Raw genomic sequence first — 24,063 nt, forward strand, 5'->3', positions numbered from 1 at the left:
AGCTGTTGCATTCCCCTCCCGCTTTTGGCATACGACAGCCGTTGCCGGCGCGTCACGCGACCGACACAGGATGCGGGTGTAGCTCAGTGGTAGAGCACGACCTTGCCAAGGTCGGGGTCGAGGGTTCGAGCCCCTTCGCCCGCTCCAATTTTTCCCAGAGCATCCAAAATGAGTTGGCTATCCCCGCCGGGGTGAGCCTCGACGCACCGTTTTGGTGTGTGGGTCCGCCTCGCCCCAGCTATACAGCGCGAAGGAGGTCTTTGGTCTTTTCGAGCGCTGTATTCGCGATCAGCTTATAGGCGTCTTTGATCGAGAGCTGATTGATCGCCGCGCTCACAAAGTCAGGCTTTAGCTTGTCGATTGTGGCCAGCGTACCTGCGACGCGGTCGCGATACCGGGCCAGCTCCTTGATAATGGACTCCGCATGCATTTCGCCGCTCGCCGCGATGTCAAAGATATCGCGCGGCGTGATGCTGTTACCTCTATGATAGATCTTCTTTGCAATGATCTCTGGGATTGTCTCCAGAAGGATCATTTCGCCTTCAACTGTCGCTTGCGTCGTCGGCGAGGACGTAAGTGACGTCGCGACGATGAAATCGATCTGACCAAATTCAAAGCTGAGTTTCAGAGACCGTGCGCCGTCTCCATTATAGTCGGCAGGCCTAATCTCGAAATTGAAGTCATGCTTCTGTGGATCGAGGAAGGGAAGAACTTGAGGGTCCGGAAGAAAGATATCGACATCCTGGCTTATCCGATGATCGATTTGCAGCATCATCGCTGTGCCGCCGCCGAACGTCCAATGATCAATGATGTTCTGTTCGGCGTTGACGTGCCGGATCATCGCACAGGCAATGCGAAAAAGTTGCGCCCAATCTGATTGAGCGTTCATTTGTTACGCCGCGAGCGGATAGGATTGTCCCGAAAATTCAGCAAACGCCTTCGCGGCGGCAACCAATTGATCGTGGCTGATGCCATGCATCTCAGCGAACGCGATTTGCAATTCGGGTGCAACGTCCCCAAAAAACGACGACATGGGACCGCAGGCTGCCCTCGCCGAGGGAGGGTCCAACAGACAATGGACAAGCTCCTGCGCGTCCAGCCTTTTGCTGTACGGCGCATTTACGGTCGTCAGAACGAGGATGGGATTCTTCATCTGCGTCACTATCTCGATACCCGGTCAATATAGGATTGACATGGGAGTACCTACACTCTCCCTAACGGTCTTCGCGGTCAATTGTTTGCCTTTTGTTCCATCCAGCCGGTGGATTTGCGGCAAACCTCGGCTAAACGCTTCGGAATGGACGGCGGCTTTCCGCCGTTGGCGGTTGGTTCATTCGGTCTCACATGACAATTCTGGTCACCGGCAGCGCGGGCCACCTCGGTGAGGCCCTTTTGCGGACACTCCAGGCGCGCGGCTTGCCTGCGCGCGGGATCGATCTGAAGCCCTCCCCCTTCACCGACGCCGTCGGCTCGATCGTCGATCCCGCATTCGTGCGGGAGCAGATGTCTGGCGTCTCTTCCGTGATCCACACCGCGACGCTGCACAAGCCGCATGTGGCGACCCACTCCAGGCAGGACTTTGTCGACACCAACGTCACCGGCACGCTCAACCTGCTTGAGTCGGCCGCGGCGGCCGGCGTGAAGAGCTTCGTCTTCACCAGCACCACCAGTGCGTTCGGCTCGCAGCTGCGCCCCGAAGCGGGACAGGCGGCGGTGTGGGTTACCGAGGAGCTGCCGCCGGTGCCGAAGAACATCTATGGCACGACCAAGCTGATGGCGGAGACGCTGTGCGAGTTGTTCTTTCGCGAGCGCAGGCTTCCGGTCGTGGTCTTGCGGACTTCGCGCTTCTTTCCGGAGGACGATGACGATCCGGCGATGCGGTCGGCCTACCCGCTGGACAACGCGCAGGCCAACGAGCTGCTCTATCGCCGGCTCGACATAGCGGACGCGGTGAGCGCCCATCTGCTCGCCGGCGACCGCGCGCCAAAAATCGGTTTTGCCCGCTACATCGTTTCGGCCACGAGCCCGTTCGAGCCGCATCATCTCGGAGCGCTTTCGGATGACGCGGCAAGCATCGTGCGCGCGCTCTATCCGGATTGTGCACAGCTCTACGCGGCGCGCGGCTGGCGCCTGCTGCCGCAGATCGACCGCATCTATGTCAACGCGCGCGCCCGGCGCGAGCTGGGCTGGCGGCCCGAATTCGACTTCGCGCATGTGCTGCAGTGCCTCCGTGCGGACCAGGATTTCCGCAGCACGCTGGCGCGCGACGTCGGGTCGAAAGGCTATCACGAGGCAGTTTTCGACGACGGGCCTTACCCCGTCGCCATCACCGCTTTTGCAGTTTTGCCCGACCTGTCAAACGCCTGCGCGGCGTCACCGTGCGCAACGGGGCCTCGGCCGTTCTACTGTGCATGGGGTTGTTTTCGCATTTTTTTATGTGGCCCTTCCGCTGCCTGCAAATTGAACCGGGCGTCCTTCTGATTCCGCGTTGCAGCGAGATCGTTGTTGTTGCCACGCTGGCGCAGGAAGCAATCCGTCTCAATTTTTATTGAGCGCAACCGCAGCACACGCGATGCGCTTCTCACCGCTCGCAGATGTGCTAACCTTTTTACGTCTGTCGTCCTGACAGACTTCCGAACTTCGCCTACTCAAACAGCAAAACAAAGAACGTGCAGCCCTGACGGCTGCCTTAGGGGAGTGACGCGATGACATCGATGTTCCATCGATCCGTGTTGGCGCTTGCAGCGGTTGCCCTTCTTGCCGGGACCAGCGTTGTCAATGCGCAGCAACAGGACAAAAACCGGGCACTGAAGAAATACGAATCCGGCACCAAGGAATTCTGGACCCATCCGCCGGACGACTGGTTCCTCGGCGACGAGACCGAGGCGCAGAAAGGCCTCGCGCCGCCGTCGGGTCCGCCGACCGGCGCGTCCGAGGCTGAGCTCGCGGCGATGATGAAGAAGATCAAGCTGCCGCCGGGCTTCAAGATCGAGGTCTATGCGCCCGGCGTTCTCGCCGCGCGGCAGATGGCCTGGGGTGACAAGGGCACGCTGTTCGTCGGCTCGTTCGGCCTCGGCAACGTCTATGCCATCAAGGACAACAACGGAAAGAAGGAGGTCAAGACCATCCTCAAGGGGCTGAACATGCCCACCGGTCTCGCCTTCAAGGACGGCGCGCTCTACGTCATCGCGGTCGACAAGCTGATCCGCTACGACAACGCCGAGGCCAATCTCGACAATCTCGGCCAGGGCAAGGTCGTCTATGACGACATGCCGTCCTATGCCGCGCATGGCTGGAAGTACATCGCGGTCGACAAGGAAGGCTGGTTCTTCCTGCCGTTCGGACCGCCCTTCAATGTCGGCATTCCCCCGACCAGCGTGTCGCAGATCCGCCGCGTCGATCCCAAGACCGGCAACGCCGAGGTTTATGCGCTCGGCGTCCGCAACTCGGTCGGCGGCGACGTCGATCCGCGCACCGGCAAATACTGGTTCACCGAGAACGCCCGCGACTGGGTCAGCGACGATCTGCCGTCAGACAAGCTGAACATGATCAGCAAGATGGGCGAGCATTTCGGCTATCCCTATTGCCACCAGGGCGACCTGCCCGATCCGAAGTTCGCGATGGGCCACAAATGCTCCGAGTTCACGCCGCCCGTGCTGAATCTCGGCGCGCACGTCGCTCCGCTCGGCATGAAGTTCTATACCGGCGATCAATTCCCCGCCGAGTACAAGAACAACATCCTGATCGCCGAGCACGGCTCCTGGAACAGGCACAAGTACCAGGGCGCCCGTATCATGCGCGTGATCGTCGGGCCCGACGGCAAGAACGCCAAGCAGGAGGTGTTCGCCTCCGGCTGGCTCGAGGGCGACCAGGGCTATCTTGGTCGTCCCGCCGACATCATCCTCGCCAAGGACGGCTCGATCCTCGTCGCCGACGACTGGGCTGGCGCGATCTATCGCATCAGCTACAGCAAGAAGTAGCGCGAACGATATGAGGCTGCGACCGCGCGATGGCCGCAGCCTCTTTTGCTTGTGACAGACTTGCAATGGAACGCGTTCGTCATGCCCGGACTTGATCCGGGCATCCATCAAACGAGAAGACTTTGCAAAAGGGATGGATTGCCGGGCCTACGCCACGCCGAAGAGGCTTCGGCCTCGCAGGCGGGTCAAGCCCGGCAATGACAGCCGGAGAAATCAGTGATGCGGGTCGTTCGGTTCGGAATTCTGTCTGCGACGCTGATGCTCGCATCTATCCCAGCCCAGGCCGCCGACAATTCCGCAATCAAGGAGAAGGCCGCCGTCTGCTCCGGTTGTCACGGCGAGAACGGCATTTCTCAGACGGAGAACATTCCCTCGCTCGCTGGCCAGCCTGATCAATTCATCCAGTGGCAGCTCGTGTTCTTCCGCGCCGGCTCGCGCAAGAACGACCAGATGCAGCCGATCGTGGAAGAGATCACAAACGAGAACATCCGCAATTTCGGCGCCTATTTTTCACAAATGACGCCGCCGAAGGGAGCGGAGGACAAGGACCCCGATCTCTCGAAGAAAGGCGCGGAGGCGGCGGCCGGCCGCCGCTGTGCTTCATGCCATACCGACAGCTATGCCGGCACCAAGGCGGTGGCGCGGCTCGCGGGCCAGCGCGAGGAATATCTCGTCAAGGCGCTACATGATTATAAGGCGGGCGTCCGCGTCGGCGGCGGCGTCGCGGCGATGGCCGACGTCGCCTATCACATGAGCGACGAGGAAATCACCGCGGTGTCGCATTATCTGGCGCATTTGAAATAGCGGAAAGTGTAGCGACAAACTCCGCCGTCGTCCCGGACAAGCGCGCCCGAGGCGCGCGCCGATCCGGGACCCATAACCACAGCAAGATGTGGTTACGGGGACTCGAAGTGACGGCGTCGCGCGCCATGTCCTCTTGTGGCTATGGGTCCCGGATCAGCGCTTACGCTTGCCCGGGACGACAGCGGTGCGTGGAGCGCGGGCTACCCCGCCCGCTGCTTCTCATACGCCTTCAGATGCGTGTAGGCGATGCGCAGCTTCGGCACCGGCACCTTGGCAGCATCAGCGCGCGCGATGAGATCGCCGACGACGTGATCGGCTTCGACCGGCAGGCCCGCCTTGATGTCGCGGAACATCGACGCGGTCATCGGCGAGCCTTCGGTGGTGAAATTGCCTTTGACGCGCTCGAAGAACGGGTCACCCGGCGGATAGCCGGACGCCGTAGCGACCGCGCTGGTCTCATCGAGCATGCCGAGCAGGAAGTCCCGGCCGCCGGGAGCGGCCAAAATGTTGCCGACGGAGGTGCGCATCAGGCTGGTGCTTGCGGCGAGCGATGAGAGGAGCACCCACTTCTCCCACATATCCTGCATGATGTTCTGGCTGGCGGTGGCACCAACGATGCCGCCCTTGAAGGCTTCGTCGATTGCCTTGACGCGATCCGAGAGTTTGCCGTCGCGCTCGCCGTAATTGATCGACTGCATCGGCTGGAGCTGCACCACCTCGCGCTTCTCGTTCAGCGTCGCGGCGATGGCGCAGAGGCCGCCGAGCACCCGCTCCTTGCCGAATTTGGCGTCGAGGATGTCGAGATGCTTCATGCCGTTGAGCATCGGAATGATCGCGGCGTTCGGTCCGACCGCCGGGGCGAACGACTTGATGGCGTCGTCGAGGTCGAACGCCTTGCAGCTGAGCAGCACGACGTCGAATTTGTCCTTGAGCGCGTCGGCCTGCACCGTCGGCGGATTTTTCAGGGTCACGTCGCCATTCGGGCTTTTGATGACGAGACCGGCGCTGGCGAGCTCGCCGGCGCGGCGCGGCCGGACCAGGAAGGTGACGTCGCGGCCGGCCTGCAACAGCCTGCCACCAAAATAGCCGCCGATGGCGCCGGCGCCGACCACGAGGATTCGCATGGGAAGGACTCCGTTATTGTCGTTGTTCTTCAGAAACAGGCGAATGGCGAATAGGGAGTAGCGAATAGAATAGCAGACGGCGAGATGCGAGTAACGTTTCCACTACTCGCCATTCGCCATTCCCTACTCGCCCTTCACCATCTCCTCGACCTCGCGCAGCTGCTCCTTGCCGAAGAACATCTCGTTACCGACGAAGAAGGTCGGCGAGCCGAAGGCGCCGCGGGCGACCGCCTCCTCGGTGTTCTTGATCAGCTTGCTTTTGACCTCGGGCTCCTGGGCCCGGGCAAACAGCTTTTGCGCATCGAGGCCGGAGGACGCCAGCGCCTTTGCCGCGATTTCGGGATCGTCCATCTTCTTCGGCTCGCGCCACATGTGGTGGAAGGCGGCGTCGACATATTTTTCGAACACGCCCTCGAGCTGCGCCGCGATCGCGGTGCGCATCAGGTTCAGCGTGTTGACGGGGAAGAAGGGGTTCATGACGTAAGGCTGCACCTTGAAGCGCTTGATGAACCGCTCGGTCTCGACCTGCTGGAATTCGGGCTTGTTCTTGACGCCGGCGAGCGTCTCGGCCGGCGACTTGTTGTTGGTCGATTTGAAGATGCCGCCGAGCAGGATCGGCACGTATTCGAATTTGACGCCGATCCGCTCTTCGATCGCCGGGATCGCCAGATGGCTGAGATAGGCATTCGGGCTGCCGAAATCGAACAGGAATTGCGGGGCTGTGCGGGGCAAGTTCGTTCTCCCTGGAGACACTTTTTTGGCATTTTGGCGCAGGACGCGCCGCGGGTCCACCGTTTAATGACGGTCATAATACTTTGACGGTCAGATCAAGCGCCGGATCGCGCGCTTGCGCCACACCAGGAGGTAATAGCCCATCTGCAAAATGAACATGGCGCAGAACACGATGGGATAGGCGGCCCACACGCCCTCGAGGCCGACGGTGCGGCTGAGGATGACCGCGGCCGGCAGCTCGATCGCGACGATGGCGAAGATCGACAGCAGCATCGGCGTGAAGGCGACACCGCCCGCACGCATCGCGCCTGAGAACACCGTGGCGAGGCCGAACGGCACCGAGCTCCACAAGGCGATGTGGAGCAGTCCCTTTGCCAGATCGAGCACGGCGCCGTCGGTGATGAAGATGCCGAGCACGGCGCGCGGCGCGAGATAGATCAGCGCCACCAGCCCGCCGGTCAGGACGATGTTGAACGCAAGACCGGTGCGCACGATGCCGTCGAGCCGGGCCCTGTCGCCGCCGCCGACGGCCTGGGCGCCGAGGATCGAGACTGCGATCGAAATCGACATCGCCGTGAACTGCGTATAGCCCATCACCTGGTTGACGGCGCCATAGGCCGCGGTGGCGTTCGAGCCGAAGCCGTTGACGAGGCCGAGCAGCACCAGCTCGGCGATCGCCATCACCACCATGCCCACCGCGCTCGGCAGCCCGATGCCGAGAATTTTGCCGAGCACGGCGCGATTGAGCCGCAGATGACCCAGCAATGCAGCGTCCGGTGCGAGCGCATGTTTCTTCCGCAGCAGATAGATGGCCAGCACGATCAGCGTCAGCCCGTTGGCGATCGCCGCCGCCCATGCCGGACTGGTGATGCCGACGGCCGGCACTCCGAACGTGCCGCGGATCAGCATCGGCGTCAGGATCAGGCCGATCGCCGTCGATACCGCCAGCGCCAGCAGCGGCGTCAGCGCATCGCCGACGCCGCGGATCATCGCCGTCATCAGCAGGAAGATGAAGCCGAGCGGCATCGTGAGCAGCACGATGCGCGCATAGGCGCTGGCCTCGTCCAGAATGTTCGCGGGCGTGGCGAGTACCGTCATCAATTGCCGGCTGAAAACTCCGCCGACGAGTGCAATCGCAACCGAGAGCAGCAGGCCGACAGCAAGGGTCGTGCCCACCACGCTTCTGATCTTGCCGTGCTCGCCGGCGCCGAAGGCCTGGCCGATCAACACGGTGGCGCCGGTGCTCAGGCCCATGACGAAGGCAAACAGGAAGAACATCACCGGGAAGAACGCCGACACCGCCGCCAGCGCGTCGACGCCGATCATCTGGCCGAGATAGACGTTGCTGACGGTGCCGAACAGCGATTGCAGCGCGTTGCTCAGCATCAGCGGTGCGAGAAAGCGGAGGAACGTGGTCCAGAGCAGCTTTGGAGCAGACATGGGCTTGGCCTTTCATCAGGGCGTGCGAAGCCGTGGCCGCGCAAGGCGCGGCTCGGCCGTCGATGGGGTTGAAGAGCGCGCCTTAAGCGCGGTCGCTGTAGGCGAGCTTGACGATGTGGTCGCGGATGTCGGTCGGCCAGTCGGCGATCAGTCCGGCGAAGCGTCGCCGGTCATCGGCAAACAGCGCGCGCGAGGCTTCCTCGAACTGCGGCAGGTCACCCGCCATGGTCGACATGAAGTGATAGGCTGCATCGCGTGCCTGCCGCGCGCGGTCCTTGTCGCCGCTGGCGCGCCGGGCTTCGTCGACGAGCTTGCGCAAGGCGACCGAAGCGCCGCCGGCTTGCGCGTTGAGCCACTCCCAGTGCCGCGGCAGCAGCGTCACCTCGCGCGCGACAACGCCGAGCTTCGGCCGGCCGCGTCCGCGTGGCTCGGCCGGTGCTTCGGTCTCAGTCGGCGGCGGTGCCAGCTTTTCCAGCCGCGCCAGCATCTCTCGGTCGTCGCCACGCAGGTCGAAATCGATCGACCGGCCCGTGCCGTCGTCGAAGATGACGACCGGCTGGTCCAGCGGTTGTGTCGCCCGCTTGACCGCGAGCGCGACTTCGCCCGCCGGGCCGGAGGCCAGCCGGCGCTGGCCGACGAAAGCTGTGTAGGTCCCTTGCATTGGAATCATTGCCATATTGATTGCGTTGTCCAATTTAATACCCGGGTAAATTACTCACGTCAATATACCCGGGTGAAAATATCCGCACCGATGGCTCGACATTGTGTTCCCGGGCTGGCACGAACGGCCGGGCCGATCGACCACGCCTAGCCCCGGGGACCACGCGATGCTGACCGTTCATCACCTCAACAATTCCCGCTCGCAGCGCGTGCTGTGGCTGCTCGAAGAGCTGGGCGTGCCCTACGAGATCGTGCGCTACCAGCGCCAGCCGGACATGCGCGCGCCGAAGGAGCTGCGCGCCATCCATCCGCTCGGCAAGTCGCCTGTCATCACCGACAACGGCAACACCATCGCCGAATCAGGCGCGATCATCGAATATCTCATCGCCACCTACGGCAACGGCCGGCTGATCCCGCCGCCGAACACGCCGGAGCGGCTGCGCTTCACCTATTGGCTGCACTATGCCGAGGGATCGGCGATGCAGCCGCTGCTCCTGAAGCTGCTGTTCACGCTGATGCCGAAGCGCGCCCCCGCGCTGCTGCGCCCGCTGGTGCGCAAGGTCTGCAACCAGGCGCTGACCGCGCTGGTGAATCCGCAGCTCAAGCAGCACATGGACTATTGGGAAGGCGAGCTTGCGAAGAGCGAGTGGTTCGCCGGCAGCGAGTTCACTGCCGCCGATATCCAGATGAGCTTCCCGCTGGAAGCCGCGCAAGCGCGCGGCGGGCTCGAGCAGGGCCATCCCAAGGCGATGGCGTTCCTGGAGCGCATTCACGCGCGGCCGGCCTATGCGCGTGCGCTCGAGAAGGGCGGGCCGTATCAGGTGGGGCGGTAGTTAGCCCGTCATTCCGGAGCGGTGCGCGTCGGCCTGCGCAAGCGTGCGCGCGCTGCCTTGCCATGCAACGACGAGGTTACTGTCCCGCGGCTTCCGCGCCGCGCGTGCGCGGATCGGGCGCGCCGAGAGGACCGTTCGGCGTCACGAGAATCGAATTGGCGGAGGTTTGTCCCATCGGCTCGACGATGACGTGGTCCATGGCCTTCAGCTCGGACAGGACCTGGTCGGGAAAGCCGCGCTCGATGCGCACTTCGTCCGGCAGCCATTGATGATGCAGTCGCGGCGCGGCGACGGCGGCGGCGACGTCCATTTTGTAATCGAGGACGTTGACGATCACCTGGAGCACGGTGGAGATGATGCGGCTGCCACCGGGCGAACCCGTGACTAGCACCGGCTTGCCGCTCCTGAGCACGATGGTCGGCGACATCGAGGAGAGTGGCCGTTTGCCGGGGCCGGGCAGATTGGGCTCGTAGCCGACGAGGCCGTAGGCGTTGGAGGCACCGACCGCCGCGGTGAAATCGTCGAGCTCGTTGTTGAGCAGCACGCCGGTGCCTTCGGCGACGAGGCCGACGCCGTAGCTGAAATTCAGCGTATAGGTGTTGCTGACCGCGTTGCCGCTGCTGTCGACGACCGAAAAATGCGTGGTGTTGCTGCCCTCGCGTGGCGCCTCGGCGGCGGACACCAGCTGCTTCGACGGCGTGGCGCGATCGGTGGAGATGCCGGCGCGCAGCTTGGCCGCGTAGTCCTTTGACGTGAGGGTTTGTATCGGCGCGTTGACGAAAGCGGGATCGCCCAGATAGCGCGCGCGATCCGCATAGGCGCGCTTCATGGCCTCGACGAGGAGATGCAGCGATGCCGGCGATCCCTGCTTCAGATCGGCGAGCTGAAAGCCTTCGAGGATGTTGAGCGTCTCCACCAGCACCACGCCGCCGGAGGACGGCAGCGGCATCGAGACGATGTCGTAGCCGCGATAGCTGCCGCGCACGGGCGTGCGGATCACCGGCTGATAGGCCTTCAGATCGGCCGTCGTCATGATGCCGCCGGCATCCGACAGCGCCTTGGCGAGCTTCTCCGCAACCGGGCCCTCGTAGAAGCCGCGCGGCCCCTGTGCTGCGACGGCCGACAGCGTTTCGGACAGGTCGCTCTGTATCAGTCGGTCGCCCTCGACGAGCGAGCTGCCGTCAGGCCGCGAAAAGATTTTCGCGGAGGACGGCCAGCGCGCGAGGCGCCGGTGCCAGCCCGGCAGGCTGTCGGCGATGTCGTCGCTGACGAGGAATCCGTCGCGGGCCAGCGCGATCGCCGGCTCGAGCAGTTGTGCCAGCGTGAACTGGCCCGAGCCGTATTTCTCCAATGCCAGCGCAAGGCCTGCGACGGTGCCGGGCACGCCGACGCCGAGCGCGGAATCGCGCGACTTCGCGGCATCGGGCTTGCCGTCGGGACCGAGGAAAATCTGCGGCGTGGTCGCTGCCGGCGCGGTCTCGCGATAGTCGATCGCGATGTCTTCGTTGCGCTCGGCGGAATGGATCACCATGAAGCCGCCGCCGCCGATATTGCCGGCGCGCGGATAGGTCACCGCCATCGCAAAGCCGGTCGCGACCGCGGCATCGACCGCATTGCCGCCGCGTCGCAGGATGTCGGCGCCGACCTGCGCGGAGATCTTCTCCTGCGCCACCACCATGCCATGCTCGGCGGCAACGGCGTGCACCGTACCGAGCGGCGGCGGAACATAGGCCCGCCGGGCATCCTGCGCGGTCGCAGGAGCGAGTCCGAACGCCAGAATGGAGAAGAAGGCGACAAATGTCCGCCGGGTCCAATATGACGACATTATCAAATTTCCGCCGTGGCCTCGGGCCGGTTCACACGCCTCTCCTTAATGCTATACGGTTTGCGCTAAGTGGGACAAAACTGTTCGTGATGAGGACTTCGGAATGACGACGATCGCCCCCGATCTGCTCATGGCCGGCGTGCAGCGGACCTATCCGCCGCGCGCGGCTGTCGTCAGCTGGATCTTCTTCGACTGGGCGGCGCAGCCTTATTTCACGTTGATCACGACCTTCGTGTTTGCGCCCTATTTCGCCACCAGCGTCGCGCCGGATCCGGCCACAGGCCAATCACTGTGGGGCTTTGCAATGGCGGCTGCGGGGCTCGCCATCGCGCTGCTGTCGCCGGTGCTCGGGGCCATCGCGGATGCGTCCGGCCGCAGGAAGCCCTGGATCGCAGGGTTCGGCACGCTGCTGGTGCTGGCAGCCTGCACGCTGTGGATCGGCAAGCCCGGCGACCCCTCAGTCATTCCGCCGCTGCTCACCGCGGTGGCGCTCGCCAGCGTCGGTGCGGAATTCGCCACCGTCTTCAACAACGCGATGATGCCGACCCTGGTGCCGCCGGAGCGCATCGGCCGGCTCTCCGGCACCGGCTGGGCCACGGGTTACATCGGCGGCATCGTCAGCCTGATCATCGTGCTCGGCTTCCTCGCCGCCAATCCCGAGACCGGCCGCACGCTGCTCGGATTCGCGCCGCTGTTCGGGCTCGATCCCGTCAGCCATCAGGGCGACCGCATCGTCGGACCGCTCACCGGGCTATGGTTCATCGTCTTCGTGACGCCGCTGTTTCTGTTCACACCGGACTATCCCGCGAAGCTGCCGGTGCGTGAGGCGCTACGCGAGGGCCTGCTGGAGCTGAAGCAATCGATCAAAAGTCTGCCGCAGCAGAAGTCGCTCGCGGCGTTCCTGCTCGCCAACATGATCTACACCGACGGCCTGGTGTCGCTGTTCGCGTTCGGCGGCATTTACGCCGCCGGCACGTTCGGTTGGCACACGATCCAGATCGGCACCTTCGGCATCATGCTCGCGATTGCCGGCACGTTCGGCGCATGGCTTGGCGGCAAGCTCGACGATCATCTCGGGCCGAAGCGCGTCATTGCCGGCAGCCTGCTGGTCCTGCTGCTGTCGGTGGCGGCGATCCTCCTGGTCGACAAGGACAGCGTGCTGTTCGTCAAGGTGGCGCCGCCGCAAGCAGGCGCGTCCCTGTTCTCGAGCGCGGCCGAGCGCGCCTATCTCGTGCTGGGTTGTCTCATCGGTGCCGCCGGCGGCCCGCTTCAGGCCGCCTCGCGCACGCTGCTGATCCGCCTCGCGCCGAAAGACCGCATCGCGCAGTACTTTGGCCTGTTCGCACTGACCGGGAAGGTGACGTCCTTCATCGGCCCGCTTCTGATCGGCATGATCACCGCGGCGACCGCAAGCCAGAAGGCCGGCATGGCCGTGCTGGTCATTTTCTTCGTCGCCGGGTTGGGGCTGCTGATGCGGGTGCGGGAGTAGCCGTCGTCCCGTAGCCCGGATGGAGCGAAGCGCAATCCGGGACTGCTGTCGCCACACATCCGATGTCGTCCCGGCGCAGGCCGGGACCCATAACCACCGAATTGATTTTGACGAAGATTGGCAATTGTCAGCTCGCGCAACAATTGCGTACTCGGCGTATGGGTCCCGGCCTGCGCCGGGACGACTCGCGGAGAGGATATGCCCGCGAAACCCGGATTTCGCTGCGCTCCATCCGGGCTACGCTCGTGGATAGACTAGTGCCTGAAGTGCCGCGTGCCCGTGAACACCATGGCGATGCCGTGCTCGTCGGCGGCCTTGATCACTTCGTCGTCGCGCATGGAGCCGCCGGGCTGCACCACGGCGGTGGCGCCGGCTTCGATGCAGGCGAGCATGCCATCGGCGAACGGGAAGAACGCATCCGACGCCACGACAGAACCCCTGGTCAGCGGCTCGGCGAGCTTCAGTTCGCCCGCCGCATCCTGCGCCTTGCGCGCCGCGATCCGCGCTGAATCCACCCGGCTCATCTGGCCGGCGCCGATGCCGACGGTGGCGAGATCCTTGGCGTAGATGATGGTGTTGGACTTGACGTGTTTTGCGACCCGGAACGCGAACTTCAGGTCGCGCATCTCCGCGTCTGTGGGCGCACGCTTGGTCACGACCTTGAACGTCATGTCATCGACAACGGCGTTGTCGCGGCTCTGCACCAGCAGGCCACCCGCCACGGTCTTGGCGGTAAGGCCGGGCGCGCGCGGGTCGGGCAGGCTGCCGGCGAGCAGCAGGCGCAGATTCTTCTTCCCGCCGATGATGGTGATAGCTTCCTCGCTCGCGTCGGGTGCGATGATCACCTCGGTGAAGATCTTGGTGATCTCGCGCGCGGTGTCGGCGTCGAGCGCGCGGTTCATCGCGATGATGCCGCCGAAGGCCGAGGTGGAATCGCAGGCCAGCGCCCTGCGATAGGCCTCGACGAGGTTTGAGCCTTCCGCAACGCCGCAGGGATTGGCATGCTTGACGATGACGCAGGCGGCGGTGCGCTTGGCGTCGAACTCGCCGATGCATTCATAGGCCGCGTCGGTGTCGTTGATGTTGTTGTAGGAGAGCTCCTTGCCCTGGAGCTGCCGCGCGGTCGAGACGCCGGGGCGCTTGTCCGGCGTGGCATAGAACGCCGCGGTCTGGTGCGGGTTCTCGCCATAGCGCAGCGACTGGATCAGCTTGCCGCCGAAGGCGCGGAAGTCGGGCGCGTCGATCTCGAGCTGACGGTTGAACCAGTTGGAGATGGCCGCATCGTAAGCAGCAGTGCGAGCATAGGCCTTTGCCGCAAGGCGGCGGCGTAGCTTCAGCGTCGTTGCGCCCTTGTTGGCGGCAAGCTCGTCGAGCACGGCCTTGTAGTCGTCAGCCTCGACCACGACGGCGACGTCGTCATGGTTCTTGGCGGCGGCGCGAATCATCGCGGGGCCGCCGATGTCGATGTTCTCGATGCAGTCCTCGAAGCCCGCGCCTTTGTCGACCGTCGCCTCGAACGGATAGAGGTTGACGACGAGCAGGTCGATCGGCGCGATGCCGTGCGCCTTCATCGCCTCCGCATGCTCCTTGTTGTCGCGGATCGCGAGCAGGCCGCCATGCACCTTCGGATGCAGCGTCTTGACGCGGCCGTCCATCATCTCGGGAAACCCGGTGAGGTCGGAGACGTCCTTCACCTTGAGGCCGGCTGCGGCGATGGCCTTGGCAGTGCCGCCGGTCGAGACCAGCTCGACGTCATGCGCGGCAAGCGCCTTGGCGAACTCGATCAGGCCGGTCTTGTCGGAAACGGAGAGAAGGGCGCGGGTGACGCGGCGGGGATGGTCAGTCATGAGCAAGATCCTCTGCTAAGGGAGTGTCTATGCCCAGGCGCGCGGCTTATATGTCCCGCGCTTCCCGATGGTGCTCCATCCAAGGTCGCCAGTCGCGCGAGCGAGGGCTCGATAGCAGCTTTTGGCCGTTTTCACAACGACGAGATGGGGCCGAATCGAGCGCGTCTACAGCGGAAGTTCCGGCTCGCGCCGGGCGTTGCGGCGGGCATTGGTGACCGCGGGGGAAGCGGTCGAGCGGATGAAGCTCCAGCGGATCGAGGGCGCCTGCCGCGCGTCCTGGCGGATCACGATCTGGGCCGTGCGGCGCGGGCCGTCATTGCCGGCCAGGAACACGCTGTCCTCGAGGTCGACCTTGTCGTCGAGCGCCTCGAAGGTCCAGACATCGCGGTTCGGCAGCACCAGCATGACGCCGCGGGCATCCGACAGCCGGCTCGCTTTCACGGCGGGATGCAGATGGAAGCGCAGCGCGAAATCGGCATCGGCGCCCTTGAAGCGTCCGCCCTGCGGCGGCGACAGCGTATCCTCGCCGTCGATGCGCGCGCCGTCATTGGTGATCATCAGCACGCGGCGATGGATCGCGCCGAATTTGGAGAGATAGCCGTCATGCGAGGTCGTGAGCAGCGTGCCGTTCTGCACGATTTCGCGATAGCTCTCGACTTCCACGGGGCCGCTGGTGACGGGCGCGCCGTGCAGGAGGCGCTTCATCGCCGACATCTCGACGAACTGGCATGACGACGTGTCGTGATAGGTCAGCGTCGAATGCGCCGCGGTGCCGCGCGCGAACGGCCGCCAATTGTCGCGACCCGTGGTCGGCATGCCGCAATTGGTGACGATGCGGCTGATGCCGGAGGACAGCTCGAACGACAGGCAGCCGGCATGGGCGTCGTGGCTGATGCCGGCCGGCGGCGGCGGGCCGGTGTCGATGATCACGGTGGTCTGGCCGGCATCGAGGCGCTGGAAGCCGGTATGCGGCATGTTCGCCATCGGCGCGCCGTGGGTGTCGTCATAGGCGAGCAGCGTCGCGAGCAGGTCGGAGGGCGTCGCGCTCATGCCGTTGAACAGTGCGAAATTGCCGTCGCCGTGGCGGAAGAAGCGCAGCATCGGCATCATGCGGTCGATCGCATTGAGCAGTGCCGGCGGCGGCGCGATGTTGCGCGCGGCAAAGGTCTGGCGCAGCGGCAAGAGGTCGATCAGCAGCTCGATCAGCGCGCCGGGATTGCGCGAGATGTGGCCCCCATCGGGCAGGATCTGCCGCTGCAATTCGTCCGACAGCTTTTTCGAAGCGCTGCGGATGTGACGCGCCTGGTTGGCGAGGCACAGCGCCGCATAGCACAGGGCGATCAGCACCTGCAGCTTCGGCACCCCGTCGGGGATGTCGACCATGGTGTAGCGCAGGAAGCGGATCTCGCGGGCGAGCGCGCGCAAATAGCGGCGATAGAACTTGTTGTCGGTGTCGTTGAGCACCAGCGGCGCCTGCGACAGCAGCGAGATCACGCGCCGCGCCAGCACGTCGGCGCGCCGCGCGACGGGGCGGCGCTTGTTGGCGGGGTTGGCGATCCAGTCCTCGACCAGCGCGCGCGCATTGGCCCGCGTCAGCGCGGTGTCGGCGGCGCGCAGATGGCGCAGCCAGCCGAAGCCGAGCAGCGCGACCTCCCAATCCTCCGACGGCGGCTCGAGATCGAAGATCGAACGGCCGTGGCAATTGACGATCTTGCCGGCGAAGACGAAGCGGCCTGCATAGATCTCGGCGGCGCGGGTCGCATCCGCGGTGCGTAAGTCGTGCGGCGCGATGATCAGCCGGTCGGTGCGGCTGGGCCAGACCCGCGACAGCGCAACCGGGCCGCCACTCGCGCGCGAGAGCATGTTCCGCGCGAAGCGGTTCATGACCAGCGTCGAGATACGTCTGCGTTGAGCGACCGACACGCCTTGCCTTGAAGGGGGAGAGAGGGATTCCGACGAATCCTTATTAATCCCAAAATCGACCGCCTGACACCACCCTGAACGGCGCGAATCAGCGTCGAGGTTGTAAAAACCAGTGCAAAATCAGGATTTAACGAGCCGGCTTGCGAAGAATCCATCGAGCCCGCCGAGCTTGGGATCGACGTTCGGCAGATGGCTCGGCAGGGTGCGCAGGTCGCCGTTTCCGGTGATGATTTCGGCGAGTCCCGCGACCTCCGACGCCTCGATCGGGACGCGGCGAAGCGCAGGCTCCGCGGCCAGCAGTGTGGCCACGGCCTGCTCGCCTTCCTCGGGTTCCAGCGAACAGGTGCAGTAGACCAGCGTGCCGCCCGGCTTGAGCAGCGAGACGGATTTCTTCAGCAGCCGCTGCTGGAGCGCGGTCAGCGCGGCGATGTCGGATTCCTGGCGGAGCCAGGCGACGTCGGGATGACGGCGTATGGTGCCGGTCGAGGTGCAGGGCGCGTCGATCAGGATGCCGTCAAAGCCTTCGGCAGGGCCGGCCCACTCCACGGCGTCAGCAACGACGGTCTCGGCCTGGAGCGACAACCGCGCCAGATTCTCGCGCAGCCGCGCCACACGGGCGGGCGAGCGGTCGATCGCGGTGACATGCGCGCCTGATAGCGCCAGCTGTGCGGTCTTGCCGCCGGGCGCGGCGCAGAGATCGGCAATGGACTTGCCCTTGATGTCACCGAACAGCCGGGCCGGCAGCGCGGCGGCGGCGTCCTGCACCCACCATTGTCCCTCGGCGAAGCCGGGCAGCATGGTCACCGAGCCGTGCAGCAGCATCCGCACCGTCCCGGTCGGCAGCGTCTCGCCATGCAGCCGGCTTGCCCATTGGGCTGGGTCCGACTTCACGGTGAGATCGAGCGATGGCTCATGGCCGAGCGCCAGCGCCATGTCCCTTGCGGCCCTCTCGCCGTAATGCGCGCTCCAGCGCGCCAGCAGCCAGGGCGGCAAGTCGAGCGATTGCGTCGCGACTTCCTCGACCAGCGCCTTGCCCTCGCGCGCGCAGCGGCGCAGCACGGCATTGACGAGGCCGGCATAGCGCGCGGCGCGCCGGTCGGATTGCACGAGGCGGACGGAGAGATCGACGGCAGCGTGGTCGGGCACGTCCATCCACAGGATCTGGGCGGCGCCAATCAGCAGCGCGCTCTGCGCGCGTGGCGCGTCGGAGGGAATGCCCTTGTCGAGCAGGCGGGACAGAACATGGCCGAGCGTGCCGAGCCGGCGCAACACGGTCGCAACCAGGCGGCGCATCAGCGCGCGGTCGCGGTCGGCCAGCGTCTTCAGTCCGGGATGGGCGCCGCCGCCGTCGAGTTGATCGTCGAGCGTGCGGTGCTTGTGCAGCACGCCGTCGACGATATCGGCGGCAATCCGCCGCGCCGCAAGACCGGGCACTTCGGACGGAGGGGCGAAACGTTGAGATGGCATGCGGAAGCAAGGTTCTGAAACGAGCGGCAGTTCCGCCGCTATGGGCGCATGCCTAGAGGATTCGATCTGTGGCACGCGAATATGCCAAATGTAAGAATGGCGTCTCGCGTTTACAGCCCACTATCACCATTTCAGCAATGCGATATTGGACCTCGCATGCCCCGTGATCTTGCGCTACGACCGCTCGACATGAGTGACCAGCCCTCCGTTCCCGATCGCAAGCCGCTATCGCCGGCTGCCCAGCGCGCGTTGGCCGAGGCCGAAGCGCGCCGGCAGGCTGCTGCTGCGGCTCATGCCGATGCGGCGCCCAAGGAATTGCAGGGACCGAAGGGGCCTGAGCCCACCCGCTACGGGGATTGGGAGCGCAAAGGCATTGCCTCGGACTTTTGAGCTGCAGGTCCTGCGTACTCTCCTCTTGAGGCATCTTGCCGGTTCAGCCGACTCAGCCCTAGCGTGCGCGGATGCCGCGCTTCGAGCCCAGCCATCCACGTCGTCCGTCCTACAGCGGCTCGCCGTTCGGCCGTCGCTTCTCCGGTTTGCTCCCGTGGGTGTTCGTGGTCGGCGTCGCGGTCGCGATCGTGCTTACGTTCCGGTACGGAACCAACTGGCCCATTCCGCACGCGGATGACGGCCGCTCGCAGGACGTCGAGATCATCTTGCAGCAGTCCGGTAACGCCAATGCACGCCAGTCGGTCGATGTCATCCGGACCATCGACGGCGACACCTTTCTCGCGCGCCTGCGTCAGCGCGGCGGCCGCGATCTCGTCGTAAGCGTTCGCCTGCGCGGCATCGACGCGCCGGAGATGAAGGCATTATGCAAGGAGGAACTGGACAAGGCCAAAGCTGCGACCGGTGCGCTGCGCGATCTGCTCGGTCAGGGCGATGTGACGATCACTAATCTTGGGCCCGACAAATACGGTCGCGTTCTCGCCGACGTCGCGACCAGGCGCACCGCCAACGTGTCGGCGGCCTTGCTCGCCGGCGGCTATGCGCGGAGCTACAATGGCGGCCATCGCGACGGCTGGTGCGGGCGCAACTGGCGGTTCTGGTAACAAAAAAGCCGCGCCGAACGACGCGGCCTTTTCGATTCTCTCATTCCAGCGATCAGCGCGTCACGACCACCGTCGTGCCGACGGAGACGCGACTGTAGAGATCGGTGATGTCGTCGTTGAGCATGCGGATGCAGCCATAGGAGACGAAGCCGCCGACCGAGCCCGGCACGTTGGTGCCGTGGATGGCATATTCGCCGCCGGCCAGCGTCATTGCGGCAACGCCCATCGGGTTGCGCGGCGAGCCGCCGGGAATGACGTCGGGTAGCTGCGGCTTGTCGCGCTTGACCTCGGCGGGCGGCGACCAGGCCGGGTTGCGATACTTGCCGTCGATGCGGGTGGTGCCGGCCCACTGCTTGCCGGACTTGCCGACGCCGACCGGGTAGCGCACGGCGTGGCCGCTATCGAGGATGAGATAGAGTTTGCGCTCGCTGGTTTTGACCACGATGGTGCCCGGCGAGTAGTCGGCGAGGCGGGCCCCCACCATTTCCGGCCGCGCCTCGGCCGCCGTCGACATCAAGACTCCTGCCCCGATGGTGGCGGCCAGCGCCGCAGCAATCCTCATCGACATCAATGCTTCCCTTCCGTTGCCCCGAACGGGTCGTCCAAATCTACGCAAACCCGGCAATAGCCCGCTCGCCCATACAGTATTAACCGCGCCCATTAACCGGATGGTTTCCGCGCGCGGCCGCCGAGGGCCAGCCAGCAGGGGGAACAAAGGAAATGTTCGAAATAAAGTAAATGACCTGAAAACAACACTCGGCGGGAAAGACGCGGCCACGCCGCCGCGTGCCCTGACGAGAGCGTGAGGATGTGAACGGCCGTCATTCCGGGCGCGCGACAGCGCGACCCGGAATCTCGAGATTCCGGGTTCGGTCCTGCGGACCGCCCCGGAATGACGATGTGTTGTGAGCCTACGCCGACTTCTTGTTCTGCCGGTTCTTCACGAGATCGTCGACCACGGCGGGATCGGCGAGCGTCGAGGTGTCCCCTAAGCTACCCGGCTCGTCCTCGGCGATCTTGCGCAGGATGCGGCGCATGATCTTGCCGGAGCGGGTCTTGGGCAGGCCCGGCGCGAACTGGATCTGGTCGGGCGAGGCGATCGGGCCGATCTCCTTGCGCACCCAGGTCACGAGTTCTTTCCGCAGATCCTCGGTCGGCTGCACGCCGGCCATCAGGGTGACATAGGCGTAGATGCCCTGGCCCTTGATGTCGTGCGGGAAGCCGACCACGGCGGCCTCCGACACCTTCTCATGTGCGACCAGCGCGCTCTCGACTTCCGCGGTGCCCATGCGGTGACCGCTGACGTTGATCACGTCGTCGACGCGGCCGGTGATCCAGTAATAGCCGTCGGCATCGCGGCGGCAGCCGTCGCCCGTAAAATACTTGCCCTTGTAGGTCGAGAAATAGGTCTGCTCGAAGCGGGCGTGGTCGCCATAGACCGTGCGCATCATGCCCGGCCAGGATTTGGTCAGGCAGAGATTGCCGGTGGTCTCGCCGTCCAGCACCTTGCCGTCGGCATCGACGATCTCCGGCACCACGCCGAAGAACGGCAGCGTCGCCGAGCCTGGCTTGAGCTTGGTCGCGCCTGGCAGCGGTGTGATCAAAATGCCGCCGGTCTCGGTCTGCCACCAGGTGTCGACGATCGGGCAGCGGTCCTCGCCGACGACGCGGTGATACCACTCCCAGGCTTCCGGATTGATGGGCTCGCCGACCGAGCCGAGCAGGCGCAGCGACGCGCGCGAGGTCTTCTTGACCGGCTCGTCGCCGCCCTGCATCAGCGCACGGATCGCGGTCGGCGCGGTGTAGAAGGTGTTGACCTTGTGCTTGTCGATGACGTTCCAGAACCTGGAATTGTCGGGATAGTTCGGCACGCCCTCGAACATCAGCGTGGTCGCGCCGTTGGCGAGCGGCCCGTAGAGGATGTAGCTGTGGCCGGTGACCCAGCCGACGTCGGCGGTGCACCAGTAGACGTCGCCGTCGTGATAGTCGAAGACGTATTGATGCGTCATCGCGGCATAGACGAGATAGCCGCCCGTGGTGTGCAGCACGCCCTTGGGCTGGCCGGTCGAGCCCGACGTATAGAGGATGAACAGCGGGTCCTCGGCGTGCATGTGCTCGACCGGGCATTCGGTGGTCACCATCGCCGCCGCTTCGTGATACCAGAGGTCACGCGTCGGGTTCATGTCGATCTTGCCGCCGGTGCGCTTGACCACGACGACCCAGTCGACGCCGTCGGCTTTAGTGAGCGCCGTATCGACATTGGCCTTCAGCGGCACCTTCTTGCCGCCGCGCAGGCCTTCGTCCGCGGTGATGATCACCTTGGATTGGCAGTCGTTGATGCGCTGGGCGAGGCTGTCGGGCGAGAAGCCCGCGAACACCACGGAATGGATCGCGCCGATCCGCGCGCAGGCCAGCATCGCATAGGCGGCCTCGGGGATCATTGGAAGATAGATGGTGACGCGGTCGCCCTTCTTGACGTTGCGGGTCCGCAGGATGTTGGCCATCCGGCAGACCTCGTCGTGCAGCTCCTTGTAGGTGATGTGGCGGGACTGCGAGGGATCGTCGCCTTCCCAGATGATCGCGGTCTGGTTGGCGCGCGTGTGGAGATGTCGGTCGATGCAGTTGTGGGCGACGTTGAGGACGCCGTCCTCGAACCATTTGATCGAGATGTTGCCGGGCGCGAAGGAGACGTTCTCGATTTTGGTGGGCGCCTTCATCCAGTCGATGCGCTTGGCCTGTTCGGCCCAGAAGCCGTTCGGGTCCGAGATCGAGCGCGCGTACATGTCCTTGTACTTGGCCTGGTCGACCCAGGCGCGTTTCGTCCATTCCGCCGGCACGTCATAGATCTTCTCGGACATATTTCCCTCCACATGCGGCAAGCTCAGGCATGCCGACATCATCATTTGACTGATTATGCGTCGGGCTAACCGGACCCGACAAGGAGCACAAGCTGGACCTTCGGCGAGCCGCCGACCATGCGGAGGATCAAGGTCAGCAAGGTTGGCTGTCGCAAATCTGAAACACGCCGACAGGCGCCTTTCGGTCTTACCCAAACCTCCGGAACAGGCCCGTGCAGGGCCCTATGCGCTGGCCGAAGGTATTTAGGAACCGTCTTTCACTGATTCGGGACTCGCAATACGGTTCGGAACACCCTAAATGGCCAACCCGGGTCCAAAGAGACCCCTCGGAACAAAAATCAGAACAGCGGCATTGAACGGTAACAGACAGGGCTAAAGGCTTAACACTATGATGGATCAGCAGAATCTCGGGACGACACGGCCCGCTTCCGCCGATCCTGCAGCCATTGCTCTGGCCAAGGCCCTCGGACAATGGCCCAAACCGGCCCCTTTCAGGCGTGCCAGCCCGAAAAAAGTCTTCGACACGGCGCCCGCGAGGACGGTCGAGGCGCTTGCCAGGGAACTGGGCCTGCGGCTCGGTGACCAGAACGAGCTGACCATCCGCCGCATCAAGCGCGGCAAGGGCTATTCCTTCGTCCGCCCCAACGGCGCGCATATCCGCGACGCCCGCACCATCCGCCGGCTGCACGCCATGGCGGTGCCGCCGGCCTACCGCGAAGTGCGCTACTCCGCCGATCCGAGCTCACATCTCCAGGCCGTGGGTCGTGATGCCGCGGGCCGGCTGCAATATCGCTATCACGCCGATTGGGAGAAGGTCCGCGAGCACCGCAAGGCGCATCGCCTGGAGAAGCTCGTCGGCGCGCTGCCGAAGATCCGGCGCAAGGTGTCGGCGTTCCTGTCGGGCGACGAGCCGACGCGCGAGTTCGCGCTCTCGGCCGTGATCGAGCTGATCGCCCGCACCGCGATCCGCCCCGGCAATGAATCCTATGCGCGTCTGAATGGCACCCGCGGCGCGACCACGCTGCTGAAGTCCAACGTCACGCTGGAAGACGACTGCTTCGTGCTGACGTTCAAGGCCAAGGGCGGCAAGGCGGTGCGGAAGGAGTGCGACGCGGCCAAGCTGGTGCGCGCCATCGGCATTCTGCGCAGTGTTCCCGGCAAGCGCATGTTCCAGTACCGCGATGCCTACGGCATCGTACGTGCGGTCAACACCACGCAGGTGAATGCGTTCCTGCGCGAGATCGCGGGCATCAAGATATCGCTGAAGGATTTTCGCACGCTGATGGCGTCCGCCGTGGTCGTCGAATCCTTATCGCGGATCACGCCAGCGACCAGCCAGCGCGGCCGCAAGAAGCAGGTGCTGGACGCGATCCGCGCCGCGGCCGACCAGCTCTCGAACACGCCGGCGATCTGCCGCAAGAGCTATGTCCACGACACCATCGTCACCGCCTTCGAGGACGGCATCCTCGAGCGTTTCGCCGCGACCATGAAGGGCCAGCGCTCGCAGGCGCGGCGCGAGCAGCTGCTGGCGCAGGTGGTGGCGACCGCGGCGGTCTGACCTCTCAGACGCTACGACTTGTTTGAAACGCCTCTGTCCGGACCGGGATCGCCGCCAGTCGCTGCGATCGTGAGCCGTTCCAGATAGTGCGCCCATCCCTTTGCATGTGCTGCCGCCTGGTCCGCATTCGGTAGCCCGCTATGGGTCATGCGCAGCAGCGTGCCGCCGTCGCGTTCGATCAGGTCGATCTCGATCAGGCTCGAGCCGGGCGGCACTTCCTGGCCGCCCTCCCAGCCGAACGTGTAGGCCAGGCGATGCACCGGCACGACCTCGCGGAAGGCGCCGCGGGCGGCGGCGCCGCGCGGGCCGACACTCTTGAGCAGATAGAGCCCGCCGGGATGCGGTTCCGTGGTCGCGTCTGCGCCCATCCAGCTCAGGATCTTCTCGGGGTCGGTGAGATAGGCGAAGACGGTGGCGCGAGGGGCCGCGATCTGGGTCTCGCGTTGCACTACGAAGGATTCGGTCATCGGC

20 protein-coding genes, 1 tRNA gene, 1 pseudogene and 1 riboswitch are annotated in these 24,063 nt (G+C 64.7%); of the genes and pseudogenes, 9 read left to right on the plus strand and 13 right to left on the minus strand.

What is annotated here, in order from left to right; all coding sequences use genetic code 11:
- The first annotated feature begins 72 nt into the window (after nucleotides 1-72).
- A tRNA-Gly gene (locus tag JQ592_RS23515) sits at nucleotides 73-147 on the plus strand.
- Nucleotides 148-238: 91 nt separating this feature from the next.
- Here the strand turns inward: JQ592_RS23515 and JQ592_RS23520 are convergent.
- Nucleotides 239-889, minus strand: coding sequence for a nucleotidyl transferase AbiEii/AbiGii toxin family protein (locus JQ592_RS23520; protein ID WP_246820628.1), 651 nt, complete (start codon nucleotides 887-889; stop codon nucleotides 239-241).
- Nucleotides 890-892: 3 nt separating this feature from the next.
- Nucleotides 893-1,153, minus strand: a complete 261-nt coding sequence (locus JQ592_RS23525; RefSeq protein ID WP_211405165.1) for a hypothetical protein — start codon at nucleotides 1,151-1,153, stop codon at nucleotides 893-895.
- Between the two features lie 191 nt (nucleotides 1,154-1,344).
- On the opposite strand from JQ592_RS23525, the pseudogene JQ592_RS23530 reads away from it, so the two are divergent.
- The 3 genes and pseudogenes from JQ592_RS23530 to JQ592_RS23540 all read left to right on the plus strand — a co-directional run.
- Nucleotides 1,345-2,325, plus strand: a pseudogene (locus JQ592_RS23530) (NAD-dependent epimerase/dehydratase family protein); the annotation flags it as partial.
- Between the two features lie 380 nt (nucleotides 2,326-2,705).
- Nucleotides 2,706-3,980, plus strand: coding sequence for a PQQ-dependent sugar dehydrogenase (locus JQ592_RS23535; RefSeq protein WP_211405166.1), 1,275 nt, complete (start codon nucleotides 2,706-2,708; stop codon nucleotides 3,978-3,980).
- A 219-nt stretch (nucleotides 3,981-4,199) separates the two neighbouring features.
- Complete coding sequence (locus tag JQ592_RS23540) at nucleotides 4,200-4,784, plus strand: c-type cytochrome (RefSeq protein ID WP_211405274.1); 585 nt, start codon at nucleotides 4,200-4,202, stop codon at nucleotides 4,782-4,784.
- Between the two features lie 200 nt (nucleotides 4,785-4,984).
- Here the strand turns inward: JQ592_RS23540 and panE are convergent, their stop codons facing one another.
- The 4 genes from panE to JQ592_RS23560 all read right to left on the minus strand — a co-directional run bounded on the left by panE (nucleotide 4,985) and on the right by JQ592_RS23560 (nucleotide 8,741).
- The gene (panE, locus tag JQ592_RS23545) at nucleotides 4,985-5,908 is read right to left on the minus strand and encodes a 2-dehydropantoate 2-reductase (protein WP_211405167.1); all 924 of its coding nucleotides are present in this window, start codon (nucleotides 5,906-5,908) and stop codon (nucleotides 4,985-4,987) included.
- Between the two features lie 123 nt (nucleotides 5,909-6,031).
- The gene (locus JQ592_RS23550; protein ID WP_211405168.1) at nucleotides 6,032-6,640 is read right to left on the minus strand and encodes a 2-hydroxychromene-2-carboxylate isomerase; all 609 of its coding nucleotides are present in this window, start codon (nucleotides 6,638-6,640) and stop codon (nucleotides 6,032-6,034) included.
- 90 nt (nucleotides 6,641-6,730) lie between these two features.
- Nucleotides 6,731-8,080, minus strand: a complete 1,350-nt coding sequence (locus JQ592_RS23555) for an MATE family efflux transporter (RefSeq protein WP_211405169.1) — start codon at nucleotides 8,078-8,080, stop codon at nucleotides 6,731-6,733.
- An 82-nt stretch (nucleotides 8,081-8,162) separates the two neighbouring features.
- Nucleotides 8,163-8,741 carry a DUF2239 family protein gene (locus tag JQ592_RS23560; RefSeq protein ID WP_433996433.1) on the minus strand — a complete coding sequence of 193 codons (579 nt, stop codon included), beginning with the start codon at nucleotides 8,739-8,741 and terminating at the stop codon, nucleotides 8,163-8,165.
- A gap of 166 nt (nucleotides 8,742-8,907) precedes the next feature.
- On the opposite strand from JQ592_RS23560, the gene JQ592_RS23565 reads away from it, so the two are divergent.
- Nucleotides 8,908-9,573, plus strand: a complete 666-nt coding sequence (locus JQ592_RS23565; protein WP_211405171.1) for a glutathione S-transferase family protein — start codon at nucleotides 8,908-8,910, stop codon at nucleotides 9,571-9,573.
- A gap of 76 nt (nucleotides 9,574-9,649) precedes the next feature.
- Here the strand turns inward: JQ592_RS23565 and ggt are convergent, their stop codons facing one another.
- On the minus strand, nucleotides 9,650-11,398 hold the full coding sequence (gene ggt, locus JQ592_RS23570; protein ID WP_211405172.1) for a gamma-glutamyltransferase: 1,749 nt from the start codon (nucleotides 11,396-11,398) through the stop codon (nucleotides 9,650-9,652).
- Nucleotides 11,399-11,501: 103 nt separating this feature from the next.
- Here ggt and JQ592_RS23575 point away from each other — a divergent pair, with 103 nt between their 5' ends.
- Nucleotides 11,502-12,887 (plus strand): MFS transporter, encoded by a 1,386-nt coding sequence (locus tag JQ592_RS23575; protein ID WP_211405173.1) that lies wholly within the window; start codon nucleotides 11,502-11,504, stop codon nucleotides 12,885-12,887.
- A gap of 254 nt (nucleotides 12,888-13,141) precedes the next feature.
- On the opposite strand, the gene purH is transcribed toward JQ592_RS23575, so the two are convergent.
- The 3 genes from purH to JQ592_RS23590 form a co-directional block, all read right to left on the minus strand.
- On the minus strand, nucleotides 13,142-14,734 hold the full coding sequence (gene purH / locus JQ592_RS23580) for a bifunctional phosphoribosylaminoimidazolecarboxamide formyltransferase/IMP cyclohydrolase (RefSeq protein ID WP_211405174.1): 1,593 nt from the start codon (nucleotides 14,732-14,734) through the stop codon (nucleotides 13,142-13,144).
- Between the two features lie 24 nt (nucleotides 14,735-14,758).
- A riboswitch (ZMP/ZTP riboswitch) is annotated at nucleotides 14,759-14,840 on the minus strand.
- Nucleotides 14,841-14,899: 59 nt separating this feature from the next.
- Nucleotides 14,900-16,618, minus strand: coding sequence for a heparinase II/III family protein (locus tag JQ592_RS23585; RefSeq protein WP_211405175.1), 1,719 nt, complete (start codon nucleotides 16,616-16,618; stop codon nucleotides 14,900-14,902).
- Between the two features lie 159 nt (nucleotides 16,619-16,777).
- Entirely contained in the window at nucleotides 16,778-18,124 is a 1,347-nt protein-coding gene (locus JQ592_RS23590) for an RsmB/NOP family class I SAM-dependent RNA methyltransferase (RefSeq protein ID WP_211405176.1), read from the minus strand.
- A 189-nt stretch (nucleotides 18,125-18,313) separates the two neighbouring features.
- Between JQ592_RS23590 and JQ592_RS23595 the strand changes: the two genes are divergently transcribed.
- Both JQ592_RS23595 and JQ592_RS23600 read left to right on the plus strand, forming a co-directional pair.
- Complete coding sequence (locus tag JQ592_RS23595) at nucleotides 18,314-18,514, plus strand: DUF1674 domain-containing protein (RefSeq protein WP_211405275.1); 201 nt, start codon at nucleotides 18,314-18,316, stop codon at nucleotides 18,512-18,514.
- Nucleotides 18,515-18,585: 71 nt separating this feature from the next.
- Nucleotides 18,586-19,176, plus strand: coding sequence for a thermonuclease family protein (locus JQ592_RS23600; RefSeq protein ID WP_211405177.1), 591 nt, complete (start codon nucleotides 18,586-18,588; stop codon nucleotides 19,174-19,176).
- Nucleotides 19,177-19,228: 52 nt separating this feature from the next.
- On the opposite strand, the gene JQ592_RS23605 is transcribed toward JQ592_RS23600, so the two are convergent.
- The gene (locus JQ592_RS23605; RefSeq protein WP_211405178.1) at nucleotides 19,229-19,744 is read right to left on the minus strand and encodes a L,D-transpeptidase; all 516 of its coding nucleotides are present in this window, start codon (nucleotides 19,742-19,744) and stop codon (nucleotides 19,229-19,231) included.
- A gap of 343 nt (nucleotides 19,745-20,087) precedes the next feature.
- Nucleotides 20,088-22,034: an acetate--CoA ligase gene (gene acs, locus JQ592_RS23610; protein ID WP_211405179.1), complete on the minus strand. Its 1,947-nt coding sequence runs from the start codon at nucleotides 22,032-22,034 to the stop codon at nucleotides 20,088-20,090.
- A 388-nt stretch (nucleotides 22,035-22,422) separates the two neighbouring features.
- Here acs and JQ592_RS23615 point away from each other — a divergent pair, with 388 nt between their 5' ends.
- On the plus strand, nucleotides 22,423-23,592 hold the full coding sequence (locus JQ592_RS23615; RefSeq protein ID WP_211405180.1) for a DNA topoisomerase IB: 1,170 nt from the start codon (nucleotides 22,423-22,425) through the stop codon (nucleotides 23,590-23,592).
- Nucleotides 23,593-23,603: 11 nt separating this feature from the next.
- Here JQ592_RS23615 and JQ592_RS23620 read toward each other — a convergent pair whose 3' ends face one another.
- The gene (locus tag JQ592_RS23620) at nucleotides 23,604-24,059 is read right to left on the minus strand and encodes an SRPBCC family protein (RefSeq protein ID WP_211405181.1); all 456 of its coding nucleotides are present in this window, start codon (nucleotides 24,057-24,059) and stop codon (nucleotides 23,604-23,606) included.
- Nucleotides 24,060-24,063 lie beyond the last annotated feature (4 nt).

The sequence above is a fragment of the Bradyrhizobium iriomotense genome, from assembly GCF_018129405.1.
GTDB classification, from domain to species: Bacteria; Pseudomonadota; Alphaproteobacteria; order Rhizobiales; family Xanthobacteraceae; genus Bradyrhizobium; species Bradyrhizobium iriomotense_B.

What these genes read in the sequence shown, in the direction of transcription:
- acs (WP_211405179.1), bottom strand. Translation starts at nt 22,034, where the DNA reads ATGTCCGAGAAGATCTATGACGTGCCGGCGGAATGGACGAAACGCGCC.
- JQ592_RS23600 (WP_211405177.1), top strand. Translation starts at nt 18,586, where the DNA reads ATGCCGCGCTTCGAGCCCAGCCATCCACGTCGTCCGTCCTACAGCGGC.
- JQ592_RS23620 (WP_211405181.1), bottom strand. Translation starts at nt 24,059, where the DNA reads ATGACCGAATCCTTCGTAGTGCAACGCGAGACCCAGATCGCGGCCCCT.
- ggt (WP_211405172.1), bottom strand. Translation starts at nt 11,398, where the DNA reads ATGTCGTCATATTGGACCCGGCGGACATTTGTCGCCTTCTTCTCCATT.
- JQ592_RS23520 (WP_246820628.1), bottom strand. Translation starts at nt 889, where the DNA reads ATGAACGCTCAATCAGATTGGGCGCAACTTTTTCGCATTGCCTGTGCG.
- JQ592_RS23525 (WP_211405165.1), bottom strand. Translation starts at nt 1,153, where the DNA reads ATGAAGAATCCCATCCTCGTTCTGACGACCGTAAATGCGCCGTACAGC.
- JQ592_RS23540 (WP_211405274.1), top strand. Translation starts at nt 4,200, where the DNA reads ATGCGGGTCGTTCGGTTCGGAATTCTGTCTGCGACGCTGATGCTCGCA.
- JQ592_RS23535 (WP_211405166.1), top strand. Translation starts at nt 2,706, where the DNA reads ATGACATCGATGTTCCATCGATCCGTGTTGGCGCTTGCAGCGGTTGCC.
- JQ592_RS23585 (WP_211405175.1), bottom strand. Translation starts at nt 16,618, where the DNA reads ATGAACCGCTTCGCGCGGAACATGCTCTCGCGCGCGAGTGGCGGCCCG.
- JQ592_RS23615 (WP_211405180.1), top strand. Translation starts at nt 22,423, where the DNA reads ATGATGGATCAGCAGAATCTCGGGACGACACGGCCCGCTTCCGCCGAT.
- JQ592_RS23595 (WP_211405275.1), top strand. Translation starts at nt 18,314, where the DNA reads ATGAGTGACCAGCCCTCCGTTCCCGATCGCAAGCCGCTATCGCCGGCT.
- JQ592_RS23560 (WP_433996433.1), bottom strand. Translation starts at nt 8,741, where the DNA reads ATGCAAGGGACCTACACAGCTTTCGTCGGCCAGCGCCGGCTGGCCTCC.
- JQ592_RS23565 (WP_211405171.1), top strand. Translation starts at nt 8,908, where the DNA reads ATGCTGACCGTTCATCACCTCAACAATTCCCGCTCGCAGCGCGTGCTG.
- JQ592_RS23590 (WP_211405176.1), bottom strand. Translation starts at nt 18,124, where the DNA reads ATGCCATCTCAACGTTTCGCCCCTCCGTCCGAAGTGCCCGGTCTTGCG.
- JQ592_RS23605 (WP_211405178.1), bottom strand. Translation starts at nt 19,744, where the DNA reads ATGTCGATGAGGATTGCTGCGGCGCTGGCCGCCACCATCGGGGCAGGA.
- JQ592_RS23575 (WP_211405173.1), top strand. Translation starts at nt 11,502, where the DNA reads ATGACGACGATCGCCCCCGATCTGCTCATGGCCGGCGTGCAGCGGACC.
- purH (WP_211405174.1), bottom strand. Translation starts at nt 14,734, where the DNA reads ATGACTGACCATCCCCGCCGCGTCACCCGCGCCCTTCTCTCCGTTTCC.
- panE (WP_211405167.1), bottom strand. Translation starts at nt 5,908, where the DNA reads ATGCGAATCCTCGTGGTCGGCGCCGGCGCCATCGGCGGCTATTTTGGT.
- JQ592_RS23555 (WP_211405169.1), bottom strand. Translation starts at nt 8,080, where the DNA reads ATGTCTGCTCCAAAGCTGCTCTGGACCACGTTCCTCCGCTTTCTCGCA.